Origin of the sequence: Halomonas sp. R57-5, assembly GCF_900070345.1 — a bacterium.
GTDB lineage: Bacteria > Pseudomonadota > Gammaproteobacteria > Pseudomonadales > Halomonadaceae > Vreelandella > Vreelandella ventosae_B.
Genome location: NZ_LN813019.1, coordinates 2,884,918 through 2,909,598, shown reverse-complemented (window position 1 = coordinate 2,909,598; position 24,681 = coordinate 2,884,918). Strand labels below are relative to the sequence as shown.

At 51.6% G+C, this 24,681-nt stretch carries 26 protein-coding genes; 14 read left to right on the top strand and 12 right to left on the bottom strand.

Annotated elements, in window-relative coordinates; genetic code table 11:
- Positions 1-3: 3 nt before the first annotated feature.
- The 7 genes from HALO_RS13425 to HALO_RS13395 all read right to left on the bottom strand — a co-directional run bounded on the left by HALO_RS13425 (position 4) and on the right by HALO_RS13395 (position 5,567).
- Positions 4-294 (bottom strand): F0F1 ATP synthase subunit C, encoded by a 291-nt coding sequence (locus HALO_RS13425; protein WP_035578896.1) that lies wholly within the window; start codon positions 292-294, stop codon positions 4-6.
- Between the two features lie 43 nt (positions 295-337).
- Complete coding sequence (locus HALO_RS13420) at positions 338-1,039, bottom strand: F0F1 ATP synthase subunit A (protein ID WP_035578898.1); 702 nt, start codon at positions 1,037-1,039, stop codon at positions 338-340.
- Complete coding sequence (locus HALO_RS13415) at positions 1,030-1,362, bottom strand: ATP synthase subunit I (protein WP_081899060.1); 333 nt, start codon at positions 1,360-1,362, stop codon at positions 1,030-1,032. Before HALO_RS13415 ends, HALO_RS13420 begins: the two co-directional genes overlap by 10 nt.
- On the bottom strand, positions 1,355-1,696 hold the full coding sequence (locus HALO_RS13410) for an AtpZ/AtpI family protein (RefSeq protein WP_035578900.1): 342 nt from the start codon (positions 1,694-1,696) through the stop codon (positions 1,355-1,357). The genes HALO_RS13415 and HALO_RS13410 overlap by 8 nt, the downstream gene beginning before the upstream one ends.
- Positions 1,693-2,097 (bottom strand): F0F1 ATP synthase subunit epsilon, encoded by a 405-nt coding sequence (locus HALO_RS13405; protein ID WP_081899061.1) that lies wholly within the window; start codon positions 2,095-2,097, stop codon positions 1,693-1,695. The genes HALO_RS13410 and HALO_RS13405 overlap by 4 nt, the downstream gene beginning before the upstream one ends.
- Positions 2,078-3,547, bottom strand: coding sequence for a F0F1 ATP synthase subunit beta (gene atpD, locus HALO_RS13400; RefSeq protein WP_050713526.1), 1,470 nt, complete (start codon positions 3,545-3,547; stop codon positions 2,078-2,080). The genes HALO_RS13405 and atpD overlap by 20 nt, the downstream gene beginning before the upstream one ends.
- A 250-nt stretch (positions 3,548-3,797) precedes the next feature.
- A complete protein-coding gene (locus HALO_RS13395) occupies positions 3,798-5,567 on the bottom strand; it encodes a sensor domain-containing protein (protein ID WP_050713525.1) in 1,770 nt (589 codons plus the stop codon).
- Positions 5,568-5,950: 383 nt separating this feature from the next.
- Here HALO_RS13395 and HALO_RS13390 point away from each other — a divergent pair, with 383 nt between their 5' ends.
- From HALO_RS13390 to HALO_RS13365, 6 genes are all read left to right on the top strand, one after another.
- Positions 5,951-6,892, top strand: coding sequence for a DnaJ C-terminal domain-containing protein (locus HALO_RS13390; protein WP_035578902.1), 942 nt, complete (start codon positions 5,951-5,953; stop codon positions 6,890-6,892).
- 2 nt (positions 6,893-6,894) lie between these two features.
- Positions 6,895-7,209: a chaperone modulator CbpM gene (locus HALO_RS13385; RefSeq protein ID WP_035578904.1), complete on the top strand. Its 315-nt coding sequence runs from the start codon at positions 6,895-6,897 to the stop codon at positions 7,207-7,209.
- A 556-nt stretch (positions 7,210-7,765) separates the two neighbouring features.
- Entirely contained in the window at positions 7,766-8,677 is a 912-nt protein-coding gene (locus tag HALO_RS13380; RefSeq protein ID WP_035583319.1) for a LysR substrate-binding domain-containing protein, read from the top strand.
- A gap of 2 nt (positions 8,678-8,679) precedes the next feature.
- Positions 8,680-9,588 (top strand): LysR family transcriptional regulator, encoded by a 909-nt coding sequence (locus HALO_RS13375; protein WP_035578906.1) that lies wholly within the window; start codon positions 8,680-8,682, stop codon positions 9,586-9,588.
- Positions 9,589-9,722: 134 nt separating this feature from the next.
- Positions 9,723-10,346, top strand: coding sequence for a glutathione S-transferase family protein (locus HALO_RS13370; RefSeq protein WP_035578908.1), 624 nt, complete (start codon positions 9,723-9,725; stop codon positions 10,344-10,346).
- Between the two features lie 75 nt (positions 10,347-10,421).
- A complete protein-coding gene (locus HALO_RS13365; protein WP_050713524.1) occupies positions 10,422-12,377 on the top strand; it encodes a 2Fe-2S iron-sulfur cluster-binding protein in 1,956 nt (651 codons plus the stop codon).
- A gap of 45 nt (positions 12,378-12,422) precedes the next feature.
- Here HALO_RS13365 and HALO_RS13360 read toward each other — a convergent pair whose 3' ends face one another.
- Positions 12,423-13,010 carry a LysE family translocator gene (locus HALO_RS13360; RefSeq protein WP_050713523.1) on the bottom strand — a complete coding sequence of 196 codons (588 nt, stop codon included), beginning with the start codon at positions 13,008-13,010 and terminating at the stop codon, positions 12,423-12,425.
- Between the two features lie 161 nt (positions 13,011-13,171).
- On the opposite strand from HALO_RS13360, the gene HALO_RS13355 reads away from it, so the two are divergent.
- Both HALO_RS13355 and HALO_RS13350 read left to right on the top strand, forming a co-directional pair.
- The gene (locus tag HALO_RS13355) at positions 13,172-13,474 is read left to right on the top strand and encodes a GNAT family N-acetyltransferase (protein WP_035578913.1); all 303 of its coding nucleotides are present in this window, start codon (positions 13,172-13,174) and stop codon (positions 13,472-13,474) included.
- A gap of 44 nt (positions 13,475-13,518) precedes the next feature.
- Positions 13,519-14,466, top strand: coding sequence for a pirin family protein (locus HALO_RS13350; protein WP_035578915.1), 948 nt, complete (start codon positions 13,519-13,521; stop codon positions 14,464-14,466).
- 286 nt (positions 14,467-14,752) lie between these two features.
- On the opposite strand, the gene HALO_RS13345 is transcribed toward HALO_RS13350, so the two are convergent.
- A complete protein-coding gene (locus HALO_RS13345) occupies positions 14,753-15,922 on the bottom strand; it encodes a mandelate racemase/muconate lactonizing enzyme family protein (protein WP_035578917.1) in 1,170 nt (389 codons plus the stop codon).
- A 100-nt stretch (positions 15,923-16,022) separates the two neighbouring features.
- Here HALO_RS13345 and HALO_RS13340 point away from each other — a divergent pair, with 100 nt between their 5' ends.
- On the top strand, positions 16,023-16,895 hold the full coding sequence (locus HALO_RS13340; RefSeq protein ID WP_035578919.1) for a LysR family transcriptional regulator: 873 nt from the start codon (positions 16,023-16,025) through the stop codon (positions 16,893-16,895).
- A gap of 338 nt (positions 16,896-17,233) precedes the next feature.
- On the opposite strand, the gene HALO_RS13335 is transcribed toward HALO_RS13340, so the two are convergent.
- The 3 genes from HALO_RS13335 to HALO_RS13325 all read right to left on the bottom strand — a co-directional run bounded on the left by HALO_RS13335 (position 17,234) and on the right by HALO_RS13325 (position 19,290).
- Positions 17,234-17,632 carry a hypothetical protein gene (locus HALO_RS13335; protein WP_035578921.1) on the bottom strand — a complete coding sequence of 133 codons (399 nt, stop codon included), beginning with the start codon at positions 17,630-17,632 and terminating at the stop codon, positions 17,234-17,236.
- Positions 17,633-17,693: 61 nt separating this feature from the next.
- Positions 17,694-18,458 (bottom strand): hypothetical protein, encoded by a 765-nt coding sequence (locus tag HALO_RS13330; protein WP_035578923.1) that lies wholly within the window; start codon positions 18,456-18,458, stop codon positions 17,694-17,696.
- Positions 18,448-19,290: a CsgG/HfaB family protein gene (locus tag HALO_RS13325; protein ID WP_050713522.1), complete on the bottom strand. Its 843-nt coding sequence runs from the start codon at positions 19,288-19,290 to the stop codon at positions 18,448-18,450. The genes HALO_RS13330 and HALO_RS13325 overlap by 11 nt, the downstream gene beginning before the upstream one ends.
- 469 nt (positions 19,291-19,759) lie before the next feature.
- On the opposite strand from HALO_RS13325, the gene HALO_RS13320 reads away from it, so the two are divergent.
- The 5 genes from HALO_RS13320 to HALO_RS13300 all read left to right on the top strand — a co-directional run bounded on the left by HALO_RS13320 (position 19,760) and on the right by HALO_RS13300 (position 24,237).
- Entirely contained in the window at positions 19,760-20,785 is a 1,026-nt protein-coding gene (locus HALO_RS13320; protein ID WP_050713521.1) for a sigma-54 interaction domain-containing protein, read from the top strand.
- Positions 20,786-21,169: 384 nt separating this feature from the next.
- Positions 21,170-21,730 carry a sugar transferase gene (locus tag HALO_RS13315; protein ID WP_197671936.1) on the top strand — a complete coding sequence of 187 codons (561 nt, stop codon included), beginning with the start codon at positions 21,170-21,172 and terminating at the stop codon, positions 21,728-21,730.
- A gap of 194 nt (positions 21,731-21,924) precedes the next feature.
- Positions 21,925-23,100 (top strand): O-antigen ligase family protein, encoded by a 1,176-nt coding sequence (locus HALO_RS13310; protein WP_157693174.1) that lies wholly within the window; start codon positions 21,925-21,927, stop codon positions 23,098-23,100.
- A 7-nt stretch (positions 23,101-23,107) separates the two neighbouring features.
- Entirely contained in the window at positions 23,108-23,746 is a 639-nt protein-coding gene (locus HALO_RS13305; protein WP_231896713.1) for an ElyC/SanA/YdcF family protein, read from the top strand.
- 53 nt (positions 23,747-23,799) lie between these two features.
- Positions 23,800-24,237, top strand: a complete 438-nt coding sequence (locus HALO_RS13300; RefSeq protein ID WP_035578927.1) for a low molecular weight protein-tyrosine-phosphatase — start codon at positions 23,800-23,802, stop codon at positions 24,235-24,237.
- Positions 24,238-24,681 lie beyond the last annotated feature (444 nt).

Sequence of the window (24,681 nt, the reverse complement as noted above, 5' to 3'; positions counted from 1 at the left end):
GGTTTATTCGCCTATTGCCTGACTGGCCGCCGCCAGTGCGGCATTCCAGAAGGGATTGGCAAAGATAAGAATCATCGACACCACGAAACAATAAATGGCGGTGGATTCGATCATCGCCAAGCCGACGAATAGCGTGCGCGTGATGGTTGCAGAAGCATCGGGCTGCTGGGCCAATGAGGTAAGCGCAACGGCGACCGCTCTGCCCTCGGCCAAAGCCGGCCCCATGGTACCGAAGCCCGTGGTCAAGCCTGCCATGACGATGGAAGCGACGGCGATCCAGGTGAGAGCGTCCATAAAGTGTACCTTTGTGGTGGTGGATTGGGGGTAGGGCAGAGGTTCATGTTACTGGCGTCGGTGGAAGTGCCTTGACCGCCTTACTACTGCGGGTGGCTGCAGCAATGTACACCGCTGCCAAGATGGTGAAGATGTAGGCTTGCACCATGCCGGTTAGCAAACCCAACAGCGTCATCACAATGGGAAAGAAAAAAGGCGTGATGGCTAAAAGAATGGCGATGATCATAGCGCCACTCATCATGTTACCGAATAAGCGCACGGCCAGTGCCATGGTGCGTGACGCTTCACTGATCAGGTTAAAAGGCAGCATGAGCGGTGTTGGCTGTATATACGTTTTCAGGTAACCCAAAAGCCCTTGGCTGGAAATACCAAACAGAGGGACGGATACCAGCACACAAAGCGCCAGTGCAACAGTGGTGGATAGCGATGCGGTGGGTGGCTCGAAGCCGGGTATCATGGTGGAAAGCGCCGCAGCGGCCACGAACAGAAATAGCGTGCCAAGAAAACCAAGGTAGTGATGTGGATTTTTCAGGCCGACATCTTTTATCTGACCCATGATCGAAGTCACCACGATCTCCAGCAGATTCTGCCAGCTTGTGCGTTCGTGGTCGGTGGTCAGGCGGCGAGTGATTAAAAAAGCGCCTAGCGTCAGCACTGCCATCAATACCCAGGTGAACACAATGGTGGCATTGAGCGTAAAAACACCGTACTGCCAGAAGATCCAGGTATCAGGGGTCATGCGCATGGCGGGTTTCCTGGTGGGCTTGCCATTGCGGGTACGGTGGCGGCATAGAGGCCACTTGTTATACGCAAGACAACCGTTCGCGCTAGCAGAAACCCCAGCATGCAAAAGCCCAAATAGAGTAGTTGGCTGGCACCAATGAGATAGAAGCCGCTCAGTACGATACCGATGCGTAGGATCAGACTACTGATGAACCACCGCGCCGGGTTTTTTGATGCGGCACCACGCTGCACCGTCCACCAGAGGCCGCCAAAGAAAAATGCGCCTAGCGTGCAGCCAGCAAGCAGTGCTAACCCTCCTAACACCCAGTTAATGTTTTCAGACATCATCGTCCTCCTGTTCCTGATGTATCGACTGGTTCTCTTTCGATACCCAATGCCAGGCATTGAGGCAGCCGATGGTGAGCCCACCCATCAGCAGCGCTAGCGTCCATGAACGGCCTCCGGGGTAGTGTTGATCGAGCCATAGGCCTAGGGCAGCCCCCAGCAGCGTGGGCACGGCCACCGACCATCCGACCAGACCCATCATCCCCAGCCCGAACCAGACTCCGGGCGTACCGTTTCGGCGCGCCTTGAGTTTGCGGGCAGCCTTGACGCCTACCTGTCGTGAAAATGCTTCTGGTGCTGAAGTGAGTGGTTTACGCTTCGGTTCCTGACTCATGATGAACGTTCACTCATAGAAGCAAACCGTCGCATGAAGCCCGCTTCCACCTTAGCCATCGCTGCTTGCATGGCCTCTTCTTGAGCATCACGGATTAGAAACTGCTGCTCGATCGCTTCGTGAAGGTGAGCCAAATCTTTCCCTCGCAGCGCTTGTCGCACTGAAATCACGACATCGCGACCTGTCTTAACCAATACCCCTGCATCCAAGGCCACAAAAACTTCGTTTTTCGTGTTGTCTTCAAAACTCAGGATGCCCGGTACCACCGCTGCCACACAGTCCAGGCGCTGTGGCAGTAAGCCAAAGGATCCCTGTACGGTTTCAACCACGATGTTGGAGACGCGGGTTTCGTTGATGAATACCTCGAAGGGCAGTAGCACCTTAAGCGTCATCAACAGCATGCGTGGTCTCTTTAGATGGTTGTTCTTTTGCCTGGGTGCTGAGAGTGGCTTTTTCCTGTGCCTCGCTGATTGCCCCGATCATGTAGAGCGCGCTTTCGGGCATATCCTTGAACTCGTCGGCCAGAATACGTTCACAGCCATCAAGGGCGTCTTTCAGACTAACTAATTTGCCGCTTAGGTTAGTGAACTGCTCCGTGGTGAAGAAGGGTTGGGTAAGAAAACGCTCCAACCTGCGGGCACGAGCGACGACCTTGCGATCCTCCGGCGACAACTGCTCCAACCCGAGCATCGCGATGATGTCCTTTAACTCAGCGTACTGTGCCAGCGTGCGCCGAATCGCTTGCGCTATCGCATAGTGATAATCGCCAACGATGCCGGGTGTGATCATTTTTGAGCTGGATTGTAGCGGGTCGATGGCTGGGAAAAGGCCTTCACTCGCCCGTTTGCGTGACAGGACAATCGACGCTGACAGATGCGAAAACGTATGTACGGCGGCAGGATCGGTAAAGTCGTCCGCTGGCACGTAAACCGCCTGCAGTGAGGTGATAGCGCCGCTATCGGTGTTAGCGATCCGCTCTTCCAATGCCGCCAGTTCAGTACTCATGGTGGGTTGGTACCCTAGGCGCGAGGGCATCTGGCCCATCAGCCCAGACACTTCCGAGCCCGCCTGGATAAAACGGAAAATGTTGTCGATGAGTAGCAGTACATCGCGATGCTCGTCATCACGGAAGTACTCCGCCATGGTCAGCGCCGCATGCCCTACTCGAAAGCGGGCACCGGGTGGTTCGTTCATCTGGGCGAAAATCATCACCATGTTGGGCAACACACCGGCGGCTTCCATCTCACGGTGAAGCTCTTCGCCTTCACGTGAGCGCTCGCCGATCCCACAGAAGATACTGACGCCCTGTTGATGGCCGATCATGTTATGGATCATTTCCGTCAACAACACCGTTTTGCCGACGCCAGCACCACCGAATAGGCCAGCTTTTCCACCGCGCTCCAGTGGCGTGAGCACATCGATCGCCTTGATGCCAGTTTCAAATACCTTGGATTGGGTCAAACGGCGTACTAATGGCGGCGGCTCATTGTGAACCGAGCGCCATTGCACACCTTCCAGCGGTGCACCGCGGTCAACCGTGTTGCCGAAAACATCGAACATGCGCGACAAAATGGGTTTGCCAATGGGTACCTTTAGCGGTCCTCCGCTATCTTTTACCGGCATTCCGCGGGCCAAGCCTTGCGTTGGGGTTAGGGCGATTCCTCGAACGTGATGCTCATCGCGCTGGGCCAGTACCTCGATAGCCACCCGATCACCTGCACCCGCGTGAAGCAGGTTGTGAATTGAGGGCAATGCCCCTTCAAAGCGGATATCAATGACGCTGCCTCGAACCGTTACAACAGTGCCGATATTGTCCGTTTCTGCCTTACCACCCGCTTGGCTTTCTGGCACCTTTGACCCCCGTCAGTTGTCGCGCATGGAATCTGTACACTTAAATCAGAGGTATATACAAAATCATGGCGACTGACATCGTGCCTGTAGTGCGTCCTAATCACCGTGCGCTAACGAACACATAGGTAAGGTGATTGCTGGGTAAGAGCATCGCTAAGGGTGCTGGCAATTTGAAAAAAGCTGAGGGAATGAAAAGGCCAGTATGGCCACAGGCAGCATGTGATTGAAGGCGAATACTCTTGGGGTCAGTTCAAGTGACTGAATTTGCCCGGACTAGCTTCGTGAAGTCTGCGCCCGCTATGCCGCCACTAAACAAATAGCCTTGCCCTTCGTTACAGTTCTGGATACGCAGAAAATCCAGCTGTGCTGGGGTTTCTACCCCTTCTGCGACTACCTTGTAGCCAAAGCTATCGGCCATTGCAATGACAGCACTGGCGACTTTACTGCCGTCATTTCGTGCGCTAATGGTGTGGATGAACGAATTATCAATCTTCAGCACATCAATGGGGTACTTCAAAAGAGCACCCAGGCTAGAATAACCCGTGCCAAAATTATCCACGGCTAGCTGCACACCTAGTCCTTTGAGCTTGTTGAGAATATCAGTGCTGGTATTGGCATCTTGCATCAATACTCGCTCGGTGATGTCCAACTGAAGCCAACCTGGTTCCAAGCCAGTTTCGCTGAGAATAGTGCCAACGCCATCTACAAAATCAGGGTGGAAGAACTCTCGTTCTGAAATATTGACTGCAATTGAACTCAACACCAGACCTTCGTCACGCCAGCGACGGCCCTGCAAACAGGCTTTCCTTAATATCCAGCGGCCAATGGGCAGTATCAAACTACTCTCTTCAGCCACGATCATAAAACGCTCAGGCAGGGTCTTCCCCCATTCAGGGTGCTCCCAGCGTAGCAAGGCTTCGGCCCCTATAATTGCTCCGGTTTGCAGGTTGATAAGAGGCTGATAATCCACCTTGAATTCTTGTAGTTCTAGCGCCTGCCTCAGACTTTTTTCGATAGACTCCCTTTCAAGTGCCCGAATATTCATGTCCTGCCTGAAGAAATGGTAGTTATTACGTCCAGCTTGCTTGGCGCGGTACATCGCAGTGTCTGCGTTCTTAATCAGGGCTTCTGCATTAAGGGCATCGGCGGGATAAACGCTAATGCCAATGCTGCTAGTCATCTGCAAATTGTGCTGATCTATCTGATACGGAGCAGCCACTGCTGTGAGTAGTTTCTGTGCCGTTATGGCAGCATTCTGGGTATTGTGGCATTCAGTTAGCAGGAGGACGAACTCATCTCCACCGATGCGACTGACTGTGTCTGTGCGCCTGACAGACGCAGTTAATCGTTGCGCCACTGATTGAAGAAGGCTGTCACCCACAGCGTGCCCAAGCGAATCGTTGATGTTCTTGAAGTTGTCTAAGTCGAGGAACATGACGGCCAGCGAATTGCCTTGTCTCTCGGCAAAGCTAATGGCTTGGTCTAAGCGGTCGTAAAGCAATACACGGTTAGGCAGTTGTGTAAGGGCGTCATGGTGCGCCTGATGGGCCATATTAATGGCTAGGTCACGAGCCACAGTGACATCATGAAATACGATAACCGCGCCGCTGATCTCACCGTTGGAGTCTCTGATAGGTGCTGCCGAATCGTCAATCGCCACTGTGCTACCGTTACGTCGCACTAGCATAGTGCCGGGCACCATGCTGACCGGCTTGTTGTGCTGCAGAACCAGATTGATCGGATTCTGACAAACCGTAGAACTATTGCTGTGAATCAGTGGCATTACCGTGTCTATCGGTTTTCCCTGAACCTGATTCAGTTTCCACCCCGTCATGAGTTCTGCCGTAAGGTTCAGGTAGTCGACATTGCCCTTAAGATCTGTGCTGATAAGCGCATCACTGATTGAGTTGAGAATAGACTCGGCCCGAGTGATGCTGCTTTTTGATGTGTCAGCTTCTGTTGATTGCAGGGCAACCCGCTCAACGACCATTGAGTCACCCTGTGGCCCTTTTAACGACATGCCTTACTCCCAGTCAACGATCAGTATTCGACAAGCAATGCCGTCGAGTCGAAAATGCATAATCCGCTACCTGAGGGTTCTCAGAATTCAACCGAATGCCGTGTTTTTACACAAAATATGAACCAGTGTAAGAAGATTAACCGGTGTACAGTCGGCTGTCGGTGCGATACCGCGCATAGGCTTTGCAATCGGTGATGAGCGAAGCAGTGGTGAAAACGCTGCGAGCTCTAAGTGCATCACTTCATATTTAGTGTGATCGACAGCTAAATTTGCTGCTAGGTGCTATAACGAACAGACCCACCCGGATGCTATCCACGAATATAGCAAACGTATAAATGTTCAAAATATGTCTAAAAAATCTCCTCTCTTGGAGCTTCTTATAAGTGGAATTCAAGGATTACTACCAGGTGCTTGGGGTGTCGAAGACCGCGACGGCCGAGGAGATCAAGAAAGCTTATCGCAAGCTGGCGCGTAAGTTTCACCCTGATGTCAGCAAGGAGCCTGAAGCCGAACAGCGTATGCAAGAGGTCAATGAGGCCAAGGCGGTGCTGTACGACCCGGAGAAGCGCGTCGCCTATGACCAACTGGCGCAGCAGTATCAGTCGGGACAGGATTTCCATCCACCCCCTGATTGGGATGCAGGTTTCGAGTTCAGTGGTCGTGGTTTTGAGAAGGCTGACCTCGGCGAGTTCAGTGACTTCTTCGCCAATCTTTTTGGTCAAGGTGGGCGAGCAGGGCAATCCGGGAGCGGCTATCAGATACGCGGTGAGGATCGTCATGCCAAGGTTATCATCGACCTTGCGGATGCCTTCCTAGGCGCAACTCGTAAGATTACCCTGCAAGTGCCCCAGGTCGACGCGCATGACCGTGTGACTTCTCGTGAACACACTCTCAGCGTACTAATACCTAAAGGCATCAAAGCGGGCCAGCATATCCGTCTGACAGGGCAGGGCAGCCCAGGTGTTGGAGGTGGCCCGGCTGGTGACCTTTACTTGGAAATTCACTTCACACCGGATTCGAGATATCGGGTCGAAGGGCGGGATGTACATCAAACCGTACCGGTCACCCCTTGGGAAGCCGCTTTGGGAGCGAACATCGAAACCCCAACCCCTTCAGGGACAGTGAAGCTTAAGATCCCAGCTGGGTCACAGACGGGTCGGCGATTGCGCCTTAAGGGCAGAGGTATACCTGGGCAGGAGCCTGGCGATCTTTATGTAGAACTTGAAGTGGTGCTACCCCTGGCCAATACAGATAAAGCACGGGAACTGTATGAGACTATGGCGCAAGAACTCGCTTTTGATCCGCGCCAACGGAAGGGAGTTTAGACATGGCGCAACAGCATTGTGTTAACGGCGAACTAATCGACGAGGCGACATTAACGCTTGAAGAGCTGGCGCGCGCTTGCTCGGTAGAAACCAATTGGGTGATCGAGAGGATTGAGAGTGGCCTATTGGCTGATGGTTCACCCTATGTGGCGAGCTGGCGTTTTACCAGTTATGACCTAACCCGTGCTCGACGAATGTGTCAGTTGGAGCGGGATTTCGAGGCAGTACCCGAGCTTGCCGCTCTAGCGACTGACCTGATCGAGGAGAATCAGCGCCTTAGAAGTCGTTTACAGGCCGCAGGAATAGCTGAGGACTAGCACTACTATTTGATAGGGGCAGTTTGAGTCCATGACAGATATTTGGTCATGTGGAACAGCATGCATTATTCCATGTATTTTAATAACGTAATTTTATAACCAGAATGAACGATCGTTTTACTTTATGTCATTAAGAAGTGGAAAGTTTATGTCATTTTGAGGTGGAGAACGTGATGTAAGTTACTGTTTTTTCGTTTCGGCTATGTCAGGTTGAAGTGGAAACGACAATTTCTATTGTAGGTTTCACCTATACCCTCACCCTCGGCATATTTTCCAAAAACTTGGCATATGCTATTGCTTTGTCCTATTACTACGAAAATAGTAATGCTATGTATCCCCGCAAGCTTCGTCATGCCCGAGTCAAAAACCTCTAGACATTTTCTAGCGCTTAAAACCACAACGTGTTGACCGTTGGGTCGTCGCTGGCATTCTTGTTTTTACTACACTGGGTTGAACCGTAAGGCCCACATTAAAAGACCAATGCAACAACTGCCTGGGCACCCTGTGGGTGTGTAGAATGTTGAGAGTGATTTCTACCGCTGATCGTGGAGCTGCTTTGGACAGATTCGAAGAGATGCGTGTTTTTGCTTCCGTGGCGCAGCTGGAAAGCTTTTCGGTCGCCGCGCGGCAGCTTGAGCTGTCGCCTCCTCGTGTTACGCGGGCGGTGGCGGCACTTGAAGCGCGTTTGGGCGTTGCGTTATTACAGCGCACTACGCGGCAGGTGCGTGTGACCGAGGCGGGACGTCGTTATCTGGAGGATGCTCAGCAGGTACTTGCGCAACTTTCTGAGGCCGAAGCCTCCGCTACCGGCAGCTATCTCACTCCACGTGGCCTTTTAAGCGTGACTGCGCCTGTGCTGTTCGGCGAGTACTTCGTTACGCTGCAGATCGTTAACTACTTAGAACACTACCCTGACGTGCAGGTTCGCGCCGAACTGATTGATCGGCCGGTTAACCTGCAGGAGGAGGGCATTGATGTGGCGGTGCGTATCGGGCATGTGCCCGAGGATTGCCAGCACATAATCGTGCCTGTCGGCGAAGTGCGGCAGGTAGTCTGCGCCAGCCCTGACTGGTTAGCACAGCATGGCGAGCCGCAGCACCCGCATGAGTTGGAGGCGCTGCCCACGGTGGTGGCTGAAGGCAGCCATTTCGGCAACCATTGGTGGTTTGAGGAGAAGGGCAAACGCATTGAGGTGACGCCATCGCCACGGCTGCGCATCAGCGCCATTCACGCGGCGTTAACGGCGGTCGAGGCGGGCGCTGGACTTACTCGGCTGTTGTCCTATCAGGTAGCTGCTAGCGAAGTGGAAGGCAGAGTGCGGCGAGTGCTAACGCGTTTTGAGCCACCGGCCATTCCCATCAATATTTGGGTAACGGCGGGCCGTGGGCGCGCCGCCAGCGTACGTACCTTCGTTGATTTGCTTGCCGAGCGGCTACGAGCCGACCCGGCACTCGGCTATCGTGCCTGACCATGGCGCTCTCCCCAGAATCACCGCTGCGTTTTGAGGCCTTGATGGCGCTGTCTGCCGTTGCTAAATACGGCAGTGTGCAGGCCGCAACTGACGCGAGTAGCTTCTCGGCAGCTAAACTTCATCGCCTGCTTCGTGCGCAGGAGCAGCGCCTGGGTGTCGCTTTAGTCACTAGCTCAGCTAAAGGCAGTTCATTGACGCCAGCGGGCCAGCGATTACACGCACATGCCGACGCGCTGATTCACGCCGTGGCCGACGCTGAAACCAACGCCCGCCAGGAGCACCTTGAACTCAGCGGCACGTTACATTTGCAGGCGCCTCAGGCGTTGATGGAGCCACTACTGTTGCCGTTAGTGCTGAGGGTGCAAGCGGCGTATCCGGCGTTGCAGGTCTGCCTACTCGCTGATGAGCATCCCCATCGGATAGACGCAGTGGCTCCTGCTCACATCCGCCTAATGCAGGGGCCCCTGCCTGAAACGGTATACGCCAGATCCCTTGGTGACCTGCGCATTGGCCTGTTTGCCAGCTCCCGTTATCTGAACAAAGCAGGGCGGCCTGATAGCCTGCAAAGTTTGGCTCGCCACGCGCTAATTCACTGCACAGAAGCGGGGCAGGCACCGGTTTGGCGGTTGGCCGAAGGCCAATCCCTTCGCTTTCAGCCTAGGTTGAGTATCAGCACCAGTACCGGGGCACTGCGGGCGGCCATTGAGGGCGCGGGCGTCGTGCGCTGCTACCAATTAGAGGCGCGTCGCGCTTGCGCCCAGGGCCTGCTTGAACCCGTCCTCGCACCCCTTTGGCCAGCGGCTGATTCTCTGGCGTTAACCTACGCTCTTGGCCTAAGGGCGCCCGCCAGCGTGATGGCTTTTTTGGAGCTAGCGACCCCCTGGTTGCGGGCACAGTTGTTAGATTGATTATTTCATCTCACGCAATTTTCTATTGATTGAAATCGTTATTCTTGTCGTTCCTGTTTTGGCTCAGGATAGGTGATGTTGCTTCCTTCACTGAAGCCCACCTGTTCTTGAAGATGCTAATTAAGGAGCCGATCATGTCCAAAGTTATTAAGGTCCATCGTCACGCACTTTCAGGCCACTGCCACCGCATCGAGTTAATGCTTTCGCTGCTCGGTTTGCCCGCCACCTTTATCGATGTCGATCTCGCTGCAGGCGAGCATAAGGCACCGCCTTTCTTAAATCTGAACGCCTTCGCTCAGGTACCGGTGTTGGATGACCAAGGCGTCATTCTGTCGGATTCTAATGCCATTTTGGTCTATCTCGAACGTCGCTATGGTTCTGGTCGCTGGCTGCCAAATGACCCGTTGAAACAAGCCCAGGTTCAGCGCTGGCTGTCCGTCGCGGCAGGCCCGTTGGCGAACTCTGCTATGAAGGCTCGCTTGGTCACCGTCTTTAATGCCCCTTTCGACCCTGCACCGCTAATTGCCGATGCGCATGAGCTATTTGCAATTGTTGATGCGCATTTGGCGCAGCAGCCCTTTCTGGCGGGCGACCAAGCCACCCTGGCTGAGGTTTCTCTTTACAGCTACATCGCTCACGCGCCGGAAGGCAATGTATCGCTGGAACCTTACCCGCATATACGCGCCTGGCTGAAGCGCATCGAAGCGCTGAAAGGCTTCGTGCCAATGGGCGTTACCAAGGTAGGGCTACTTAGCTAAGTCACACTAAATAGCTAAGCCAGCCTAAAAAACGTCTCAGCACGGAGCGGGTTACCTTCCCGTCAGGAGTCGAGAGTGAATGATGCCGACACCAATAGCCCATGGCATGCGGGCGAGCTCGCCCTACAGCGCTTAGTCGGGGCGGAGCAACAAATGGCAGAGATTGGCAGCAAAGTGATGCGGCCTTTCTTAACACCACAGCTTCAGCACTTCTTTCCTCAGTTGCCGTTTGTGGCGGCAGCTGCGGTGGATGCTGAGGGCTGGCCTTGGGTGACTCTCCTGGAGGGCGCGCCGGGGTTTGTTGATGCGCATGATGAAGGTCGGCTCGAATTAAACGCAGCGCCGCCCTCGGGTGATCCCCTTGCTCCGTTGCTTAGCAGCGGCGCCAGCCTGGGGCTGCTGGGTATCGAGCTGCACACGCGCCGCCGTAATCGGGTAAACGGCTTGTTGCGAGGCTCAAACGGCCAATGGCATTTAGAGGTAACTCATGCCTTTGGCAATTGCCCCCAGTACATTCATGACTGGTCAGCGATGAAGTCGGTGCTGCCTCAGCCGGGCACCGTGCTTACCATGCGCGACTCGATTCTTGATCAGTTGCCTGAGCCGGTGCTAGCGCATATTGATCGGGCACTCACGGCTTTCGTAGGCAGCTACGCGCATACCGAACAGGGCCTGCAGGTGGATGCTTCCCATCGCGGTGGGCGAGCAGGCTTTATTCGTCGTCAGGGGGCTGACCTGATCTTGCCAGACTTTTCGGGCAACCGCTTCTTCAACACGCTGGGCAATGTGTTGGCTAGCGGTCGCGCTGCCTTGGTAATACCTGATTTCGCCAGTGGAGATATGCTGCACCTCTCCGGCGAGGCGCGGCTTGTGGATGAGGAAACAGCGGGGGCGCATTACCTCGGTGCTGAGCGTTACTGGTGCCTGACGCCGAGACATATCGTGTGGCGGCCGGGCATCATGCGCTGGCGTAGCCATGCCAGTGGAGTAGCGGTTGAAGCGGATCCTCTTGGGCCTTGGCAGATGCTTGCCCCTTCCACTCAGCAGCGAGTTCAGGTGGTGGACGTGGTGCAGGAGACGCCTGAGATTCGTTCCTTCTATTTACAGGGCGAAGCGCTGGCACCCTTTAACGCGGGGCAGTTCATTACGCTGCGTGTGCCGCGCTTGGATGGAACCCCGCTTGTGCGTAGCTATACGCTATCAGGCAGTAGCAGCCAAGCAAGCTATCGCATCAGTATCAAGGCAGACGGTGAAGGCTCGCGTTACTTACATAAAGCGCTGAAGGTGGGTTCGGAGCTAGCCGTCAGTCAGCCAACGGGTTCGTTTACAGCGACGGCCAGCGGCTCGAAGCGTGCCCATTGGGTGCTGCTGGGTGGTGGTATCGGGATTACGCCTTTAGTAAGCCTAGCCCATGAGTTAACCGATGCAGGTCGTGGCCCAGTGACGTTGATTCAGAGCGTGCGCGATGTTGCCGAGGCCCCTTTCGGCAGGGAGCTGCTCGACCTCCAGGCACGAGGAGTGCATTTGCGGCGTCACGTGACGGGGTCAGAGGTTGCACCTAATGGTTGGATTGCTGGACGGGTTTCGTTGAAACAGGTTGTTGCTGATCAGCAGCTGTCGGCGTTGCAGCTGTATCTTTGTGGCCCCGCCGCTTTTGTTCAGCGCTACCATCAGGAGGCGCTAGAGCTTGGGTTTTCGACGGAGCAGATACATACGGAAGCGTTCGGCCCTTCGGCGCTAACGCAGGCATACGCAGCGCCTGTCGCCGAGCAACCGATAGACGTTAGCTTTACCCATCAATGCGTGGTTGCCCAATGGCAGCCGGGCGAAAGCCTGTTAGAAACCGCCGAAAAAGCAGGGCTTCACCCTGCCTATGGATGTCGCAGCGGTAGCTGTGGAGAATGCGCCTGCACAATGACAGCGGGTGAAGTGACCTACCCAGAAGGAATATCACCACCAGAGGGGAAGGTTTTATTGTGCAGCGCCCGTCCAGCAGCGCACTCGGGGAAACTTGCGATTGAACTTTCGTAGGGTATTTCCAGTGTTGGAAGTGGTTTTTTTCCAACACGTGGGTGTTTAGTAAAAAGCAGTGAAGCCCATTACGATCCCAAAAGCCATTAACACTCCTCCGGCCGCGCGCTTACCCCAAACGGCGGCACCTGGTTTCGCCAGTTTCGTGACCACTGTTTGGGCGGCTAATGCGTAAGCGCTCGAAACGATCAGTTTGATAAACACAAATAACAGGATTAGAGGAAGCAACGCAGAAATGTGCGAGTCTTGCTGGGTACTTACAAATTGCGGCAATAGCGATGAGAAAAATAGAATCGCCTTGGGATTGCTGAGCCCAACCATAAACGATTGTCGCCAAAGCACGGGAATGCTTTGCAATGTTGTAGGCTGACCGCTACTCATAGGAATCGCTTGTGCCATAAGAAACTGCTGCATACCTAGCCATAAAAGATAAACAGCACCGATAACTTTGATAGCCATAAATACATTTGGATTTGCCTCCAGCAACGCCCCGACTCCCAGGAGTGAGCAAGCCGCGAGCCCGGCAATAGCCACCAAATCTCCAGTGAGTATCAAGATGGCCCGGCTGGGGCCATGCACCAGCGCGTTGTTCATCAAAAGAATTGTTGAAGGACCCGGCGAGCCAACTTGCATCGCAGCAATCGGCGGGCTAAGTACTAAGCTTAGTGCTAATTTTAAGTACAGGTCTTAAGTACAGGTCTTAAGTGCTATTGAAAGAAAAGGCTCCTGATAACTATTAAGTTATAGAAACACATACTGAGTTGTTTGCTGAGTAATACGATAAGGAGAAAGCAATGTCTGGTACACCTGAAGCTTCTTTTACCATTGAGCATGAAACCAGTGATACCAAGGGGCGCTATGTAGTTGAGCTCAATGGGGCTAAAGCAGAGATGACCTATTCGAAAGCGGGTGATTCGATGATCATCATTGATAGCACTGAAGTGCCTGATGCCATGCGCGGACAAAAAGTGGGTGTTGCGTTAGTCGCAAAAGCAGTCGAAGACGTTCGCTCCTCGGGCAAGAAAATCATGCCGTTATGCCCATTTGCAAAAGCACAATTTGCACGCCACTCAGAGTGGCACGATGTGCTCTTGTAAGGTGCGCACTCCATTTTCCTACCTCTCACTTCTGGAGAAAACCTATGAGTTGGATGCCTGATTTAGAGCCAAAATGCCCCTCCGCCGGTAGCTTGAATGATATAGAGACACTGATCGTTCCACGCGCTCGGGATTTAGGTGGTTTCGAGGTGCGCCGTGCACTGCCTGCCCCAAAACGGCAGATGGTGGGGCCGTTCATCTTTTTTGATCAGATGGGGCCCGTTGAGTTTCTTAACGACGAAGGCATTGATGTTCGCCCACATCCCCATATTGGGCTTGCCACTGTTACGTATCTATATCAAGGGGAGTTCCAACACCGCGATAGCCTGGGCACCAACCAAATGATTCATCCTGGCGCGGTTAATTGGATGGTAGCTGGTAATGGGGTCACCCATTCGGAGCGCACCAGTGCTATTACTCGTCAGAACAAGCACTCTGTGTTGGGGATACAGACGTGGATAGCGCTCCCTGAAGCTTATGAAGACCAGCCTGCCAGCTTTGAGCATCATAGCGAGGAGTCACTACCGATGCTGGAAGGCGAGGGCAAGGAAGTGCGTTTGATCCTGGGCACGGCCTGGGGAGAGCGGGCCCCAGTAAAGACCTTCTCTGAAATGTTTTATGCAGATGCGATACTGCAGCCAGGGGCAAAGCTTCCTTTGCCGGATGGCCATGAGGATCGTGGTATTTATGTCATGTCCGGTAGTGTCATTATCGCAGGGGAAACCTTTGAAGCTGGCTGCATGATGGTGTTCAGACCAGGCGACCCGATAACGGTGGTAGCGGGCGAATCCGGAACTCGGCTGATGCTACTGGGCGGTGAAACGCTGAATGGCCCCCGTTATATATCCTGGAACTTCGTTGCCTCTTCGCGAGAAAAGCTAGAGGCCGCCAAACAGGCTTGGGTAGAGGCAGATTTTGAGAATGGTCGCTTTCGTCTTCCCCCCGGAGACGATGCTGAGTTCATTCCTTTTCCTGGAGAACCTGCTAAATAACGCCTTCACAAAGCTGGCCGCCTCAGGCAGCCAGCTTACTCCATCCATTGGATCAATAACGATTAGCTAGACATTTCATCCGCAAACGACTGCAGCTTGGTACCGTTCACAGCGCCGATGGCTATGTCGATCAGCACTTGTACATAAAGCTGGCTGTACTAGCGTGATTTGCACGTTTCCACTGACGCATCTCAGGTATTCTTATTATGGGCATTGTGGCTGGCATCAGGGGCTGATGCCAAAAGCACGAATGTCCCGCACGTGGCGGGGCATTCGTAGACATAACTTAGCCTTCGCCGAGTTCACGCATGACCGCGTACAGTGCGGACTTGGCTTCAAAGCCCACGCCCGGTACATCAGGTAAAGCGACATAGCCGTTCTCTACCTTGATGCCATCAGCAAAACCACCGAATGGCTGGAACACATCCGGATAAGACTCGTTGCCGCCCAGGTGCAATCCAGCAGCGATGTTCAGCGACATCTGGTGACCACCGTGCGGTACAACGCGGCGCGACGACCAGCCAAGTTCTTTCATTACATCCAGAGTGCGCATGTATTCCACCAGGCCGTAGGACAGTGCGCAGTCGAACTGCAGGAAGTCGCGATCAGGACGCATACCGCCGTGACGCAACAGGTTGCGGGCATCTTGGTGGGAGAACAGGTTTTCACCGGTGGCCATCGGTAGCTCGTAGTGATTCGCCATCTCGGCCTGCAAGGCATAGTCGAGTGGGTCACCGATCTCTTCGTACCAGAACAGGTTGTACTTCTTGATGGCCTCGGCGTAAGCGATGGCTGTTTTCAGATCGAAGCGACCGTTGGCATCAACGGCCAGGCGGCGACCGTCACCAACGACTTCTAGCACGGCCTCAATGCGACGAATGTCTTCATCCAGAGGAACGGCACCGATCTTCATTTTTACAACGTCATAGCCGCGATCCAGATAGCTCTGCATCTCAGCTTTGAGCCTGGATTGGTCTTTACCGGGATAGTAATAACCCCCCGCTGCATAAACCCAGACCTTGTCATCGGCCACGCCGTCACGATAACGGTCAGCCAGCAAGCGGTATAAAGGCTTACCTTCGATCTTGGCAACAGCATCCCAGACAGCCATATCAATGGTGCCAACAGCGACCGAACGCTCACCATGGCCACCCGGCTTCTCGTTGGTCATCAAGGTCTTCCAGATGGCGAATGGATCGAGGTTATCGTTCTCTTGGTCGATCAGCGATTCCGGATCCGCTTCGCTGATGCGATCCAGGAAACGATCCCGCATCAACGCGCCTTGGCCGTAACGGCCGTTGGAATTGAAGCCATAGCCGATGACAGGCTTTCCATCACGAATGACATCGGTAATGACAGCTACGACCGAGCAGGTCATTTTGGAGAAATCGATGTAGGCGTTAGCGATAGGTGAGGCAATAGAAACAGTTTTTTCTCGGATTTCTACGATACGCATGACGTGCTCCTCTTGTGGTTGACGCGACCATGGTAAGGTTGGCGAGGAGGCGCGCCCAATGCTATAAATGCCGCGCCCTATACTGAGACGGCATTGCCCTATGGAACTCGTTTGGTTGGAAGATTTTGAAGCGTTGGCCGAGTACGGCAGCTTCGTCCGTGCCGCAGAAGCTAGGCACATCACTCAGCCAGCATTCAGCCGACGAATACGTTCATTGGAGAATTGGATTGGAGCAGATCTGTTCATCCGCACCCCCCAAGGCGCCACGTTGACCGAAGCTGGCAAGCATATTCTGACTAGCGCGCAAGATGCGGCTAGCAGGCTCTATCGTATCAGAGCCGAGGCGCAAGAAGTTGCAGGCACGGCCGCTAAAACACTTCACTTTGCGGCAACCCATTCACTGTCGTTTACGTTCTTTCCACGTTGGATCAGAAGCACAGAAAAGGGCGCACCCATCGAATCCGTTCGGTTGCACTCCGACAGTATGGCCACTTGCGAGCAAATGTTGGTGCATGGCCAAGTACAGTTTTTACTCTGCCACCGTCACCCGGATGTTCCCCCGCGTTTAACGGCTGATCAGTTCGTCAGTAAAGAAATTGGTCGCGACACTCTACTTGCCTTAGTTGGAGGATCAGCGCAGTTCGACGCCTCGCCTGAGTCATTGCCTTACCTTGCCTACACCGAAGAATCAGGGCTAGGGCGTATCGTTTCGCATAGGCTTCAAGGAAAAGAAGCGTTATTGCACCTGAAACCGCGCTTTAGCAGTCATTTAGCGGCGGTTCTAATGTCGATGGCTTTGGAGAACAAAGGGGGCGCTTGGCTGCCCAGAAGTCTTACCGAGCAGGAGATCTCGGATGGGCGGCTGCATCGTGTTTTGGATCAGAGCTGGGATATCCCGCTGGAGATTCACCTCACCAGACCTGTCGCTCCGCTGAGCCCCTATGCAGAGGCGTTCTGGGCTGGGCTGCAATAAAAGATTCAGTACAAGGGGATGGAGCCTGTGGCTCTGATCGCCTAAGCGTTGTCGCAGGTTACGAAAGCCATGCTGCTTGATAAAGCGCGCCTGCCAGATCCCTGTTCTGGGGAGCAATTCGCCAGTGTTAGGCTAGCGTATTACATCTGATAAATAGCTGCCGACCTCAGAGGCTGTTGTATGGCCTAAGTGGGTTAAATTAGTTCTGGAGCAGTCAGCCTTATAGGTTGACTGCTTCATTTTTAAAAATGAACTAATGATTAAGTTTAGGGGCATAAATGAGACGGTCCGCGCTGGACATATCACACCAATTTATTGATACGTGTCTCGCTCATTAGCTAGTCCTGGTTTTGCAGTTCTTCCTCGCCTTGTGTCTCTGCACGTCTATTAAGAAAATCCGAATTAGTGGTGGATTGGCTACCCTCAGAGCTCTGACTAGACTCTACGTCTAGTGCGGCTTCTGCATTGTCTCCTAGTGTCATTTCGATCTGCTGCCAGTTGTTCGCTGAAATCGACGTATTGCTGTAAATCGTGGTTGCACCCACGCCTTGTCCTAGGTTACCGCTCCGCTTGTTCTCATAGAGAATCAGGGCAGACTGAGCGCTACGTGCCGGAAAAGTATAAGGTTTCGGTCCGATTAGCGAGCCGTCACTGGCCATGGCGAGCGTGGGCATTAACAACATGGCCAACATAAAGCAGCAGAGAGTTAAGTCAAATCGAAAAGAGTAAAGCTTCATGATGCCTCCTTTACTCCAGAGGGCTGAAGCCAGCCCTCTGGATCCTTGATGTTGAAAATTACTAATTGCCTAGATTTCCCACGCTAACGTTGACGTTGTTGCCCACTGCGGTAGCAACTGAGCTGATATGAGGGCCTTCGAAGCCGCTAGGAGCTGCGACACTTAGATCCACATCGTTTACGGTAGAGAAGGCTGACACTGTACCGGTACCTGTTTGTACAATGTTTGCCAACAATATGGAGTCTGAACCATAGGTAGGCTGTACATCCACAGACAGATTATTGGCGACTGCCGTTGCAGCGCTATCAACTGTCATGTTGTCGATGTTCCCCACGTAAGATGTAGCTGTAACGGTTCCCGAGCCATTCCAAATCTGACTGGCATCTAGGTTAGTCATTGCATCCGTCACAAGGTTGCCGTTATTGGCGACCGCCGTTGCGGTGCTCTCAATCGCGCCTAGCTCTCCTAGCCCCCAATCCGAGTTATCGATATGTAAATTAGCATCTCCCTCGACTTTGCCAAAAATAGGGAGTTTAGCTTCCCAGTCGAATTCGATATCAGTGTCGGGTTTCGACATATTATCGATATCCGTTACCGTGCTGACCGAGTTCACACTCCCGTTGAAAGTTTGGTCAATTTCGACCAATGTAAGACCGTCAGGGTCAATCTCGTGAGCATCAATATCAATATCGATGTACTGATCTACATCAGTCTTTACGTTTAGATCCCATTTCCAGTGGGACTGATCGAAAGCCTGCGCTTGTGAGATGCCCAACATCAGGGCGCTTGCTGCGCCGATAGATATGGTGAGTTTGTTAAGTTTCATTGTGGCTTACCTCATGGTTAGCGACTACAGGATACCCGGCTTCCGGTTCACACGATTTGCCATCGGGGAGCGGGAGGCCCAGGCCTTCGGTCAGGATCTGAAAAGCACTCATCTCCACGACCGATCGAACACCGAGCTGTAGCGGTTCATTCCTCACAGCGCCGGTATCGAACTCGATAAGTTGGTTGCCAAAGAAGCGATAGATGCCCGATTCCACCTCATAGCCAACGACCTGCTTTTGCAGGCTCGATACGTATAAGGTGCTGAATGTCCTGACATCGACCAGGCGAAGATCCAGGCCGACATTGATGACGGCGGTGCGAATACCGGCTCCAATTCCGCTCACGAAAAGGCGCGCACCTCCAGTGGAAATATTGTAATTGAGCTCAGTTAAAGCGCCTAAAATTACAAAGTTAGCCGGCATTACCGCAATGGGTTTTGGTGCGAATGCCAGTGCGTTCTGTTCGAATAGTTGTTGCTCTGCCAGAGGAACCCTGACGTCCAAGCGTTCAGTTAGATTGACCTTGCCGGTCTTATAGAAGGCGCTAATCAGCATTTCTGAAACGCCTTGAGTCAAGGCGCTGCTTTCAGTAACGGTGGAGTAAGTCCGTTGACCGGTTTTATCGCTGATCTGCCCAACTGCTATGACGGGGAGATTGCTAGCCTCGTAGCTATTACGCAGAGCAGTCAGGCACTGCGAGTAAGGCGTATCGTTCGATGTTACAGGTGGCCCTGCAAGCGGATGTACGGTATTTACGTTTGGCTCAATAGATGCGCAACCACTAATGATGCTTATTAAGCAGCAAGCAAAACTGTACTTATACATTTTCATTATAATGTGCCCTGGCTTGTTCCCTGGTGTTATCAAGGCAGGACGTATGCCAAAAGCTGAATTTACCTTTATTTATAATAAGGTATCTGTTTGGTTCCTTTCTGTGTTTTTTTTGTTTTTTCATTTTGCATTTCGTTTTAGTATAAATTTTTTGAAATGCGGCATTTATAAGCGATAAATCTGTAGGTTGGGTAGATTAAGCACCCAGAGTATTATTTTTTTATCCCTTAGAATATTAGAAAATAAATTAAAATATATTAGCTTAGATGGTAAAAATGGCTACCTTTCTTTAGTCAATAATAAGTATGACTTTAATATTAAAAAAATTAAAAATAAGTATTCGATTTGTTTTTTTTTGGCTATAAAAATAGACTCATTTAAAGCGTATTTTTTTTATTCATTTTATATTTGATTGTGTATGCTAAGGTAGGGCTTTGTTTATATAGGTGATGAATCAGAGGAGTTAATAATGAATCAGTACATTTGCCGAAATAAGAGTATTGAACACTATGATAAGAACATAAATAAACAATATTTTACTGGAAGCTCAGCAGGGATGTGCACGCTCTACGAGACTCTTGAACGTTTGGCTAAATCTGATGTTCCAGTTTTTCTAACTGGAGAGAGTGGAACTGGAAAAGAGCTTTGCGCTACGGTACTGCATGAAAAGGGTGCTAGGTGTGACAAGCCTTTTATTGCTGTTAATTGCGCGGCAATACCGTTTGATATTTTTGAATCTCAATTTTTCGGTCATTTGAAAGGCACCTTTACCGGAGCCACATGCGACACTATCGGCTATGCAAGAGCTGCGGATGGAGGAACCCTTTTTCTCGATGAAATTTCTGAGTTAGACCTATCCATGCAAAGTAAGTTGCTTCGTTTTCTTCAGACGGGACAAGTTATGCCAGTCGGGTCGACGACTGCCCATACAGTAAACTGTCGTATTGTATGCGCAACAAATGTAAATCCTTTGGAGCAAGTTAGTAAGGGGTTGTTTCGATCAGATCTTTATTATCGTTTGAATGTAGTGCCCGTAAAGCTATTGCCTTTACGGGAGAGAGGGCGCGATGTCATCGAGATCGCAGAGAATCTGTTGAAGCGTTATTCGTCCGAGGAGAAGAAAAAATTTCAGCATTTTTCGGCGAATGCTAAAAAAGCATTACTTGATTACTCGTGGCCTGGAAACGTTAGAGAACTTCAAAATGTTATAAGAAGGTCGGTGATAATGCACGATGGTGTTATGCTTACTTTAGAAATGTTGGATCTAGAGGAAAGTTTAGAAAAGCATTTAAGTAAATGCACTCAAGATGAGGGCGAGGCTTGGCCTCATTCGGTTACACCGCTGTGGCAGGTAGAGCAGAAGGCCATTGAAAATGCTATTAGAATATGTAATGGAAATATTCAGCGCGCAGCGTCGTTGCTAGAAGTTGCACCTTCAACACTCTACCGTAAACGTCAGGCTTGGAAATTCTGCCCCGACAATTCTATAAGTTAAAAAGTAACTGTCTAAAGTAGCTATGTACTCTAGATTTCTTTATAAATTAGTATTAATGGTTCGATTGTATTTAAAGCTGACTTCTGTCAATAATACCTTGTTTTTTATAAAATAACGCATATTAGTGAAAAGTACTCTTGGTTACTTTTTGCTTAATTTCTAGTTAGCAAGGGTAGTAAAATAGTATGGTAAAGCTCTCTGAGGTTATTAGGTTAACCGTTATGGCTATATAGGCAGTCTGTTTATATACTTCTCATCGATATCGCTACTCTTTGAATTCCTTCGTTTGGGCGAAAAAATGCATATTGTTGTGGAATTAGACGTTGCCAAGACCTAATTTTTATATGGCAATGCTTGTGACTTAACCCTGTGGGCTTTGACATCATGACTAAAATATTACGATTTTTTGACATTCTATTTGCTGCCACGGGCCTGCTCATAGGTATGCCATTACTGTTTATATTAGCCCTAATCGGCTACTGGGACACGGGTTCCCCTCTATTTTTACAAGAGCGTGTGGGATATCGTGGCCAACCGTTTGTATTGATCAAGTTTCGTACCATGAAGCTTGATACCGCTTGGGTTGCTTCACATCTTGCAGACTCTTCCTCAATTACCAAATTCGGTCATTTCTTACGCCGTACCAAGCTGGATGAGTTACCCCAGCTATGGAATGTATTGAAGGGGGATATGAGCCTTGTGGGGCCTCGTCCGTGCTTATACACGCAAGATGAGTTGATCAAAGAGCGTACCGAGCGTGGTGTATACAATGTTCGCCCGGGAATTACCGGACTGGCGCAACTTAACGATATTGATATGTCTACGCCTCAGTTACTGGCAGAAACGGATCAGAAAATGATGGCGACTATGGCGGTGCCGACGTATTTTCGCTWCCTGTTCCTAACGGTGATGGGTAGAGGAAGCGGAGATCGGGTGAGGCAATAAAGCATACGTACTTCCGTGACCTACAAGGCAAACACTGCATGCAGGCTTTAGCAATCACTGTGTTACCGCTATTGGCTCCCTTTGGCTATTGGCTTKGATTGGGGGGCGCCGTCATATGGGCGATTATTACCAGGGATGAACGACGAGAGTATAGCTTTTTTAAAAAAACAATGGGGCGTGGGGATAGCCTTCTGTTGGCATTGCTATTAGGCGTAGGCATTGTCGAAATAACGGCTGGCGCTTGGCATTCAAGTTTGAATAAAGCCATGCCGCTTGCGGGTGCCGCCTGGCTTGCGGCATTGGCCTTTGTAATAATCCGCTCTGTACCACCAAGGCCTTCCGCGTGGTGGTTTGGTTTAGCGTTGAGTGGATTGGGTACGGGGGGATGGGCAGCCTGGCAAAAATGGGTAGTTGGTTTAACCCGTGCCACAGGGCACCCGCCGTTACATTCGATCTTTTTCGGCAATCTTGCGCTGTTGGTGGCGCTGTTATGTTTGGCCGGGCTGGGTTGGGCTTGGCAAAAGCGTTCAACACGTTTTTTTTGGGTAGCGCTTTTGCTGAGTGGCGCAATGGGAGGCGGCCTAGCCTCGGCACTTTCTGGCACGCGGGGCGGATGGTTGGCATTGCCGCTAGTGATATGGGTGTTTTATTGCGGATATGCGCGTCGATGGCGAGCGATTTGGCGATGGCTGGCACTGAGTGCTGCAATAGCTGTGATGATAGGTGTGTATGCGACGCCATATAGCGGTGTAGAAAAACGCGTGGATAAGGCGGTGGCTGAGGTGCATCGCTATATGGAAGGCGGTGACTATGGCTCCGTCGGGGCTCGCTTAGAAATGTATCGCGGTGCATTCTGGCTGATTTATGAACGTCCTTTTATGGGTTACGGGCATCAGGGTTATCTACCCGCCATGCAAAGACTAGAGGCACAAGGCGTGCTAAGTCCTGAGCTAGGCAATTACTGGCATGCACATAACGATCTGCTGGATGCCTGGGTGAGAAGAGGGCTGCCAGGTTTTCTTATAGTAGTGAGCCTCTATCTCATTCCCTTATGGCTTTTTTTTCCAGGTTTGCGCGCTGAAAGCCCTATTCAGCGCTCTTATGCTGTAGCTGGAATGTTGTTGCCAATCGCTTTTATGAGTTTCGGTTTAAGCTATTCTTTTTTTGCATATCCGGCAGGTATAGCAGTGTATGCTAGCTGGCTGATTTTCCTTTGGGTTCACGTTGCCGAGCAAGTCCCGCAAGATGGTCGCCATGTATACACTAATAAAAAGCCTGACGGCGATATTGCTGATGCCAATGTCACTGATGGCAGTCACTTTTACAATCGGATGGTCGATTCGAAAGCTGGGTCGGCATCGCCTGGGTGACAGCATAATGACGTTGGCAATGCTTTTGCTATTGCTGGCAGCTTGGGCACCAGTGGCAGATAACTTGCTGGGGCCGTTAGAGTCGAAATATGCCGCCTGGGAAAAATGGCCTGAAGAGAGTGACATCGAAGCAGTGGTAGTACTCGGGGGTGGTTGGCAGCCAGATCGCCCTTGGTCGATCACTGGTAGGTTCAGCGAAGGTTCGGGCTTGCGTCTGATGGAAGGCTTGCGGCTATGGCATCAGCGTCCAGACTTGCTGCTGGTAGTATCAGGTGGAGGGAAAGATCCGGAAATGACCATCGCTCATGGCTACGCTGAAGCTGCCAAGGCATTGGGGGTGCCCTCGGAGAGTATCGTGACGCTCGTGTCGCCCAATGATACGGCTGAAGAGGCCAAGGCGGTGCAGTCACTACTCGGTGAAGGTGCTCAAGTATTGGTGGTGACATCAGCGTCGCATATGCCGCGCGCGATGCGTCATTTCGAGGCGGCAGGCCTAGCCCCAGTGGCTGCACCTACTCATTATTTGGCTGATCGAACGGAGGGCTCAGCGCTAGCTTATTGGCTACCCTCTGCGCGTGAGCTACGCAAGACCGAAAGGGCGATCTACGAAACCCTTGGGTTGCTTGCTATTCAGTGGGAGCATTGAATGTGTCACATTTGAAAACGTGCGCCTCTGCTTACCTAGGAGATAAGTAAGACATGTTCAAGCGTATTTTAGTGGTGTGTACCGGTAATATCTGTCGTAGCCCCGTCGCTGAAGCATTGCTTAAACAGCAGCTACCCGATCGTCATATCAGTTCCGCTGGCTTAGGCGCCTTACAAGGTGAACCTGTAGCATCGTTTGCACGTCAACTGGCCGAGGCCGATGGCTTGGATGTTACTAATCACCAGGCACGGCAACTAACCGCGACAATGATACAGGAAGCCGATCTTATACTGGTGATGTCCGAGGGCCAGCGCCGTGCCGTTGGGCAGCAGGCACCTCAAGCCTTGGGCAAGACGCTACTGCTAGGTCGTTGGCTAGACAGTGGCAAAGGACGCAATATTCCCGATCCGTACCGAAAATCCATGGAAGTTTTCGAACATATTCATATGTTACTCAAAGACGCGACCCTCACGTGGTCGAAGAAACTCTAGAGACATCGCCTTCGTCTCTTTTTTACTTTTTATATCTACTTTACCTTATATATCTTTTTGCGATATGACCGATTGGGCATATCAAAGATAGTTTTTATTTATTATTTAAAAAATAGTTCATATATCTTGCTATTTAGTTTTTTAAAGATTAAGTGCTAGTGGCTAGTATTATTTTTTTTKCTTTATACGATTTTTTGGACTTATTTTATACTACCTCATAATGTTATTTGTGCAGTGTTTGTTGAGCTATCATTTAAGTGACACGATTATGTCATTTAATAACATTACCGTTGCACAGTGAGTCGTGATCGCCAGTTTTGTTGATACATACAATTATCTATGATGGCTGTGCAACCCTAGTCACGATGCTTCGTATTAAGAATATGGAGGTGACGTATCCTGGGCTGAAAACACCGGTATGTTCTCGCACATAAGGTTATCACT

What these genes read in the sequence shown, in the direction of transcription:
- HALO_RS13305 (WP_231896713.1), top strand. Translation starts at nt 23,108, where the DNA reads ATGACGTTGGCAATGCTTTTGCTATTGCTGGCAGCTTGGGCACCAGTG.
- HALO_RS13405 (WP_081899061.1), bottom strand. Translation starts at nt 2,097, where the DNA reads ATGCTGTTGATGACGCTTAAGGTGCTACTGCCCTTCGAGGTATTCATC.
- HALO_RS13330 (WP_035578923.1), bottom strand. Translation starts at nt 18,458, where the DNA reads ATGAAACTTAACAAACTCACCATATCTATCGGCGCAGCAAGCGCCCTG.
- HALO_RS13375 (WP_035578906.1), top strand. Translation starts at nt 8,680, where the DNA reads ATGGCGCTCTCCCCAGAATCACCGCTGCGTTTTGAGGCCTTGATGGCG.
- HALO_RS13340 (WP_035578919.1), top strand. Translation starts at nt 16,023, where the DNA reads ATGGAACTCGTTTGGTTGGAAGATTTTGAAGCGTTGGCCGAGTACGGC.
- HALO_RS13395 (WP_050713525.1), bottom strand. Translation starts at nt 5,567, where the DNA reads ATGTCGTTAAAAGGGCCACAGGGTGACTCAATGGTCGTTGAGCGGGTT.
- HALO_RS13410 (WP_035578900.1), bottom strand. Translation starts at nt 1,696, where the DNA reads ATGAGTCAGGAACCGAAGCGTAAACCACTCACTTCAGCACCAGAAGCA.
- HALO_RS13415 (WP_081899060.1), bottom strand. Translation starts at nt 1,362, where the DNA reads ATGTCTGAAAACATTAACTGGGTGTTAGGAGGGTTAGCACTGCTTGCT.
- HALO_RS13370 (WP_035578908.1), top strand. Translation starts at nt 9,723, where the DNA reads ATGTCCAAAGTTATTAAGGTCCATCGTCACGCACTTTCAGGCCACTGC.
- HALO_RS13425 (WP_035578896.1), bottom strand. Translation starts at nt 294, where the DNA reads ATGGACGCTCTCACCTGGATCGCCGTCGCTTCCATCGTCATGGCAGGC.
- HALO_RS13420 (WP_035578898.1), bottom strand. Translation starts at nt 1,039, where the DNA reads ATGCGCATGACCCCTGATACCTGGATCTTCTGGCAGTACGGTGTTTTT.
- HALO_RS13325 (WP_050713522.1), bottom strand. Translation starts at nt 19,290, where the DNA reads ATGAAAATGTATAAGTACAGTTTTGCTTGCTGCTTAATAAGCATCATT.
- HALO_RS13385 (WP_035578904.1), top strand. Translation starts at nt 6,895, where the DNA reads ATGGCGCAACAGCATTGTGTTAACGGCGAACTAATCGACGAGGCGACA.
- HALO_RS13360 (WP_050713523.1), bottom strand. Translation starts at nt 13,010, where the DNA reads ATGCAAGTTGGCTCGCCGGGTCCTTCAACAATTCTTTTGATGAACAAC.
- HALO_RS13335 (WP_035578921.1), bottom strand. Translation starts at nt 17,632, where the DNA reads ATGAAGCTTTACTCTTTTCGATTTGACTTAACTCTCTGCTGCTTTATG.
- HALO_RS13320 (WP_050713521.1), top strand. Translation starts at nt 19,760, where the DNA reads ATGAATCAGTACATTTGCCGAAATAAGAGTATTGAACACTATGATAAG.
- HALO_RS13350 (WP_035578915.1), top strand. Translation starts at nt 13,519, where the DNA reads ATGAGTTGGATGCCTGATTTAGAGCCAAAATGCCCCTCCGCCGGTAGC.
- HALO_RS13300 (WP_035578927.1), top strand. Translation starts at nt 23,800, where the DNA reads ATGTTCAAGCGTATTTTAGTGGTGTGTACCGGTAATATCTGTCGTAGC.
- HALO_RS13345 (WP_035578917.1), bottom strand. Translation starts at nt 15,922, where the DNA reads ATGCGTATCGTAGAAATCCGAGAAAAAACTGTTTCTATTGCCTCACCT.
- HALO_RS13355 (WP_035578913.1), top strand. Translation starts at nt 13,172, where the DNA reads ATGTCTGGTACACCTGAAGCTTCTTTTACCATTGAGCATGAAACCAGT.